This is a genomic window from uncultured Ferrimonas sp., assembly GCF_947489035.1.
Classification (GTDB): Bacteria; Pseudomonadota; Gammaproteobacteria; order Enterobacterales; family Shewanellaceae; genus Ferrimonas.
In genome coordinates, this window is the sequence record NZ_CANLCI010000049.1 from 1 (window position 1) to 6,698 (window position 6,698).

Annotated in this window: 5 protein-coding genes; 1 reads left to right on the top strand and 4 read right to left on the bottom strand. The window is 46.7% G+C overall.

Annotated elements, in window-relative coordinates:
• The first annotated feature begins 211 nt into the window (after positions 1–211).
• Positions 212–1,783, top strand: coding sequence for an AAA family ATPase (locus tag Q0796_RS17865; protein WP_298445793.1), 1,572 nt, complete (start codon positions 212–214; stop codon positions 1,781–1,783).
• 47 nt (positions 1,784–1,830) lie between these two features.
• Here Q0796_RS17865 and Q0796_RS17870 read toward each other — a convergent pair whose 3' ends face one another.
• The 4 genes from Q0796_RS17870 to Q0796_RS17885 all read right to left on the bottom strand — a co-directional run.
• The gene (locus tag Q0796_RS17870) at positions 1,831–3,336 is read right to left on the bottom strand and encodes a hypothetical protein (RefSeq protein ID WP_298445796.1); all 1,506 of its coding nucleotides are present in this window, start codon (positions 3,334–3,336) and stop codon (positions 1,831–1,833) included.
• 24 nt (positions 3,337–3,360) lie between these two features.
• Complete coding sequence (locus tag Q0796_RS17875; protein ID WP_298445798.1) at positions 3,361–4,488, bottom strand: DNA polymerase; 1,128 nt, start codon at positions 4,486–4,488, stop codon at positions 3,361–3,363.
• An 84-nt stretch (positions 4,489–4,572) separates the two neighbouring features.
• Positions 4,573–5,250 (bottom strand): hypothetical protein, encoded by a 678-nt coding sequence (locus tag Q0796_RS17880; RefSeq protein ID WP_298445802.1) that lies wholly within the window; start codon positions 5,248–5,250, stop codon positions 4,573–4,575.
• A 135-nt stretch (positions 5,251–5,385) separates the two neighbouring features.
• Positions 5,386–6,698: hypothetical protein (locus Q0796_RS17885; RefSeq protein ID WP_298445805.1), on the bottom strand; the 1,313-nt coding region annotated here is incomplete at its 5' end.

Sequence of the window (6,698 nt, forward strand, 5' to 3'; positions counted from 1 at the left end):
GAAGGAGACAGGAATCTGAGATGTTCTATAACTGTTTATGTGTAGTACTTTCTTCATGCGGCCAAGGTAAGCCATGCGTCTAATCTTTTATTTGCATAAATTATGTGTATTGGTGGTATCATTTTAAGTAAGCACCTACCTAAATGGAGATTTCTGGAGAAAGCAAACTCAGCAAACTCAGCAGACGCTGAGCTGGATTCAGAAAAGTTTTATGCCTCGATATACAAAACAAAAACTAAAAACAATAGACGTGACAAAGCTTAAAGGGATAGAAAATCTTCAAGGTGTCAGCTTCAATCCGCATAACGTGACCGCAATACTTGGGGCTAACTGCATCGGGAAATCAAGCCTTCTCCATGCGTTGGCTTCCTGCTACCAACCCCAAGACGGCGAACTCTCCGAAGATCATAGAATAAGTGAGTACCTAAAGCCAAACCCTCATGCATTATGGCGCGGGACAGAGTATAAAATTACTTATGAGTATCGGGACAGGGGCGGCAGCGAGGAAATCATACCAGATGATAAGGTATTTTCAAAAAACAGTGATCGCTGGAAGCCTCGCTACGACCGAAGACCTTACCGGTCAGTTTTTTATATCGGCATACATACAACGCTCCCCTTGCTGGAATATATAAACTTTATAAAAAACAAAAGTGCTGTAGGATCCCAACGGATACGGTACACAACAGAGGAGCAGACGTCTGAAATATTTCAGGCGGTTAGACAAAAGGCCAGTTATATTTTTAACAGAAATTATTCAAATATATATACTCATGAGATAAGTGGGTGGTCAGAGATGTTGTTTGGCCTAGCTTGTGACAATATGACCTATTCTCAGATCAGCATGGGGGCAGGCGAACAAAGGGTGTTAAAAATATTAACAACCGTATTTAGAGCCCCAGAATACGCTTTGATTTTAATTGATGAGCTAGACCTTTTGCTTCATGACGATGCATTTCAGAGAATAGTTGAGGTTATTCGAGATAGAGCTAGCCAGAAAAATATACAAGTCGTTTTTACGACCCACCGGGAGAGTGTTCTGCGTAATCCGCAGCATTTGAATATTCGCTATCTAAAAAAAGTCGGCTCTGACACAAAAGTGCTGAATCAAGTTACTCCAGATGCCCTTCTCCAACTTACCGGAACACTAGATAAAAGTTTAACTGTTTATGTGGAAGATGGGTTGTCAGAGCGAATTGTTAAAAAAGTGTCTCAATCAATAAATATATCCAAGCATATTAAAGTGGTTCAGTTTGGAGCTGCTCAGAATATATTTGTCATGGCAGGCAGTACGGCCATTGAACATCCAGAAAAAGATGCTGTTTTCGTTCTTGATGGTGATGTGTACAGAGGGAGTAGCGACAAAGAAACTCAAATGAACAGTGCCATAACGGGACGTTCAGAGGTGGCGAGAAATCAGCGGGAGCGCGCACTTGAAATGATTTTCCAATATAATATACCTGAGTCATTGAATCCCGAGCAGTATATAAAGGAGTCAATCGTCAAATTGACAGCAGAGCAAGTGCCTCCGCACTTAAAAGAGATTTACACAGCCTTATCTAATGTCCATGCAGTTTTAGATAAGCACAATTATATAAATGCAATCATGCATTACTATGATGAGCCGCAGAACATTATAATAAAAGATGTTGTCGACTTGTTTTCGCTAACTCCGCAGTGGTTGAGTTTTATTAGTAATGTTAAGGCTGAGCTAGAGCGGAAAGCTGAGCAACTTGCATTAGGTATAGAGGAAAGTCAATTAGAGGTGCAGGTTGAGTTGTAATATGTGTAGGGGCCCCAATCTTTAATGTGGGGCCCGCCTGTTTAATATTAGACAGTTAGCTGTTGTACCTCTTTCTGCAAGCCGATGAGAATTGAGTTTTTAGGGGCTACACGCTCTACCCGTATCCCTGCCATCCCCAGCGAGCTAATCAAACCATCTACGCGTAAGCCTAGTTGGATGGGGTTCTCAGGGAACTCACCCTTGCGGTCAGGGATAGGTGTTACTCGTAGAAGCTCATCATAGAGCTCTGTGGGGGTGAATTTCTTCCCTGCTGTACCTGTTTGCTGTGCTATATGGATCAATGGCTTCGCCAACTTGTTCAGGTAGAGTGATTCTAGTGCACTGTCTTTCTGGTTCTTCAGGTACAGGCCCTGCAGGTGCCCATCAGGCACCCCAGATACGATTTCAAAACCAGCCAAGAAGCGGGAGAATTCATCTAGGCGCCCCGCCTTGGTGATCGTGACCTCAGGTAAGACATGTAGGATTTTCGCCAGCAACTGCAGTAGACCGGTGTAGATCTTCGGCATGTCCTTTTCCAAGTTCCCGAGCATTTCCTTGCTATTTACGCGCTGCTCTTCGGTCAGTTGCTTCATCGAGATATAGATCGAACGGGAAGCCAGGTCGGGCTCTTTGATGAAGTCGTGAATGCCGTTGAGTACTAAGCTGCCGTGTAGGTTGAACTTTACGCTATCGCCGTCGGTGAACAGCTTACGTTTCTCCTCAACGCCATAGGTCGCGGCGATACACAGGTAATCAGACCACTCTTTTGATAGCGAACGCATGTTGTCGTAAATCGAACAGAACTCGTTCTGTAGCGCGATGGCTAAGTTCTCTTTTTCCTTTGGGAAACTCTTAATCTTCGCAGCACGTGGGTCCAGCAACGAACGAATAATGCGCTTGCTGACGGTCGATTTGCCTGTACCTTGCCCACCGTAAATCACTAAAATAGGGTAGGCTGTATCTGGGTGGCGTATCAGCGTCATGGTATGCAGCAACCAGGCGATAAACAGAAACTGATGGCGCTTTTCCATATTCAGGTAGGGCAACAACATCTTCCAATCGCCCTCCTCAGTCAGCGTAGGAAGGGCCTGCGCGTCTTGAGAACTGATGAACAATGCCTCGGAATCTTGGGAGATTACTGTAACCTCACCATCCTTTAGCTGGTACTGAGTGCCTTCGTCATCGCAGACATCAATCAGTAGCCCCTTATCACACTCGGTGGGAGCAACACGCAGAAACGGGGTGCAAATCTGGCTACATATTCCAGCGATGCCATTCAGTTTCTCTTTTAGCTCGTCGATCTGTGACTTGTCCAGAGTAATACCTAGAGAAAGCATCATCTCTTCGCGCACGATACGGGCAAAGCGGGTGCTGCTGGACAGATAAGTTTCACGGTTCTTGCCCTGCTGTTTGCGGGACAGTACCGCAGCACCGAACTCGTTTACTCCAATGTCGAAGGTCTTAATGACATGGGTCAGAGACTTCCCTACGCTGCTGTCGCCAAACTCTGCGTTTGCGAGCTTTTTCTTATCGATAAATTGGTCTTTATTCATATTGTTATTCCACTTCTTTAATTCTTAGCAATGCGTTGTAAAGTCAACGCTGGTCTTCAGGACAAATCCGTCCAGTTGTTGGCGTGATGCTTGGGTCATAGCCTTCTGCAAGGCCGCAGTCTCTTCCTCGACGTTTTCGTTACGGCATTCGATGTAGATGCAGTCATGCACAACCCCTACCACCTTCAACATCTTTTGGTCGGCTTGAAGGCATGCCGAATTGATGATCTCCATGCCCATCATCTGGATTGGCCAGTTACGTATTTGGGTTGGCCGTACATCTGGCGATACGTGGATCTGCCAACTGTCAGAGGTGATCAGCTTCGAGCGGTACGATTCGATGGTCCGTTCCTGCAACCAGGTAAAGGCCACCGTGTAGTAGTCCATAACCTGTTTCTGCAACCGTTCGGTATCGGTCTCAGACAGCTTCAGTTTCAGGGCGATAGTGTTGGGCTTTGCCCCGTATATCGAAGTTAAGAACAGGGTTTTCGCCTGCTTGCGTTCTAGCTGTTCTTCTCCTTGATTGCGCAGATGGTTCGCTATCGTTTCGTACAGGTCATCACTGTTGGCGTAATCATCTTTGAGCTTGGGGTCACCAGATAATGCCGCTAGGATCCCGGCCTCACAGGCGGTGTAGTCCACTGATAGGGTCGTGTTGTCTTTAGGTGCCGAGATTAGGGCTTGGCGGAACACCTTGAAGCCGTTGACCGGTGTCGTCCCCATCAACCCTGTCCGCCCAGTGATGCTGTGGTACGGCTTCAGTTCTGTCCGCAACTTGCCATCAGCCCCTACCTTCACTCGCTTTAGCCAATCCAGGGTTTTGTATAGCTTTTCCGAGAACGGATCTTGCCGTAGCTTCTCCGTGTACTCTTCAATCAGCCGTGCTAGCTCTTTGCGATCTATGGCAATGCCCCGCTTGCTGATTTTGTGGTACAGGGTGACAACCTCGGCACGTAACTCCGCATTGGGATTTCCTGCATATGCTGGCTTCAGCCGTTTCAGGGCAATGCCTACCCAGTTCTCGGGCGCTACTGCCATCAAATGGTTGATCTGCTTTTGCTCCCACGTCATCCCGTGCTCAGGCAACCCGTTCAACCGGTACTTTGCTTCTACCAATTGGCGCGCCAACTCATGTTCAATTTCAATCTTCATCACACGCTTACCGCTCGAACAACTAACTCGTAATGACAAGGGGCACTCAGGCCCCAAGCCTCGATAGATTTCGCTAACAGCGTGTTAGCCCAGCAGTTCGTCGAGCGGATCGATAACTGGATCAGATAGTTCCACCTCAAGTTCCAAATCCCCATCATCTAGGGTTGGTGGGGTTGGTGGGGTTGGTTGGGAGGAGCCAGTACAACCGCCAGTGAAGGTCTTGCCGAGGCGAACTAGCACTTCTTCATCGCCATTTATGATGGTTGAGTCGCTAAAGTGCTCTTCCAGTGCTTTCTCCAGATCTGGGAAGTCACCGGCGTAGGGGGTAGTATTTACTGGTACGAAGCGGTAACTCTGACTATTGCGATCGTTAACCAAGTAGCCATATCCCTTTTGCAGTTGCGGGATGGCTTGCTGGGCCGTTTCGTAATAACCACAGTTGAAGCCCGTAGGGCTAGGCGCATTGAATATTGCGATAATCTTTTCACCGAACTGAGTTACAGCAGGGATGAAAGTCTTCATCTTTAGGTCGTGCAGCAGAGCTTGCTGGGCAGCTTCGCCAAGCACAAGGTACTGAGTTTCTTCAGTGAACATGGAGCCTGTCTGCTTTACCTTTTCCGTTAGTACGGTCAGGTCTAAACGCTGCTCATGGTGTAGCTGAATGACCTCTTCCTTCTTCGTGTGGCGAACAGGTACCTGCGTGGCACCTGCAGCTTGCTTGAGGGACGGGGCTAGTTGGGCATTTTTCAGGTTGAAAGACATCTTAGGATCCTCATACATCAAAGGTGGCGGCATTGCCCGAGCTGCGTGTGGTTAGCAGCGCCCTTCAGAGGATTCCCACTATAGGGGTTAGTTTTTGATTGTCTTCAAGCAGGAGATCGAGATGTCCCCACCAGACTATTTGCCAAGAATTTTATCTATTTCATCCATGTGTTCGGCGAGAAAATCATCAGCTAAAGCGGAGATGCTCTTGGCTATCGCTGCTTGCTTTTGCTTTTGCTGTTCTGCGTAGGCAATGGCGACTTGCACCTCTGGTAAGTGCTCATGCTTCTCCCACTTTTGGGTCAAGTATCCAGGCTTCTTCATTTTCCCGACGAGTTCGTTAAGGGTGCCGAGAGATTTGGGCTCACGCCTCTTGGTGGTATCGGGGGTCTTCGGCTCTGACTTTGGATCCGAGTCTGACTCAGACTTTGGTTCTGGCTCCCCGTATTCCTCGCGGAGCTGCTTAATTATGTAATGCTCAGGTAGATCCCGATCTTTCAACCATAAGGGCTTCTCTGACTCCAATGTGTAGAAGCGTTCTTGCAGCTTATACGCAACCACCTTTTGCTGGGCGTCTGGATTATCCTTCCAGTAGCTGTATACAAACTGCTTCAGGAAGAGGTCACGCACCAAGCCCCAATACGCTTTTGCGGTTTTAGGTCCGACCAACTTGTTGATGTAAAATTGATCTATTGATTGAACCTGCCGTTTCTTACCTTTCCTCGCTGTTGACTTTAATTGGTTGTGGCGTTCGTTCGATATGGTTTCAGCGATGTTAATCATTTTATAAGCAATAACAGCTAGCCGCCCCCGGATGTAATCATGTAATGCGGTATCTTTTGCCTTGTTTAATAAATCTGTTGCAACAGCAGCTAAATAGTGCTCTTCGAAGATAGATTTTGTGGACATGATACCGCTGAACTTTTCCAGCAGGTTATTGGTGCCACAGAAAATTGCCAACGCCAGCCATTTGTTCGCTACATTGGTAGCCTCCTTATTGATAAGTGAGGTTGAATCTAGTGAGGAGGGCGTAGCCTCAAGGTTTACATCCAGCATACTTAATGACTGAATAGCGCCATTGAAAAGTTGACCCAACTCTTCATTATCATTCTGATTTTCGTTTACCACCGAAGTAATATTCATAACTTTGGAAAAATTTTCACCTTCCCACGTTAACATGAACCGGCACTGCTCTAAGCAATGAGCGATATAAGAGTTGATTAACCTGTCTCCGATCAGTTCATAAAAATTATCACAGCGATCGGTATTTTCTCCTGGTAAGGCTAGAAACTTAGAGTCATGCTTGAACGCATCATTACTTAAGAAGACATCTATCAAATTGAAATCAGGGTCTCTACTTATATCAGGAAACATTTTTATACTCAGATAAGGCACGATATTTCCAACGGAAGATAGCACAGTCCCGCCTATCTGACTGCGCTGCACAT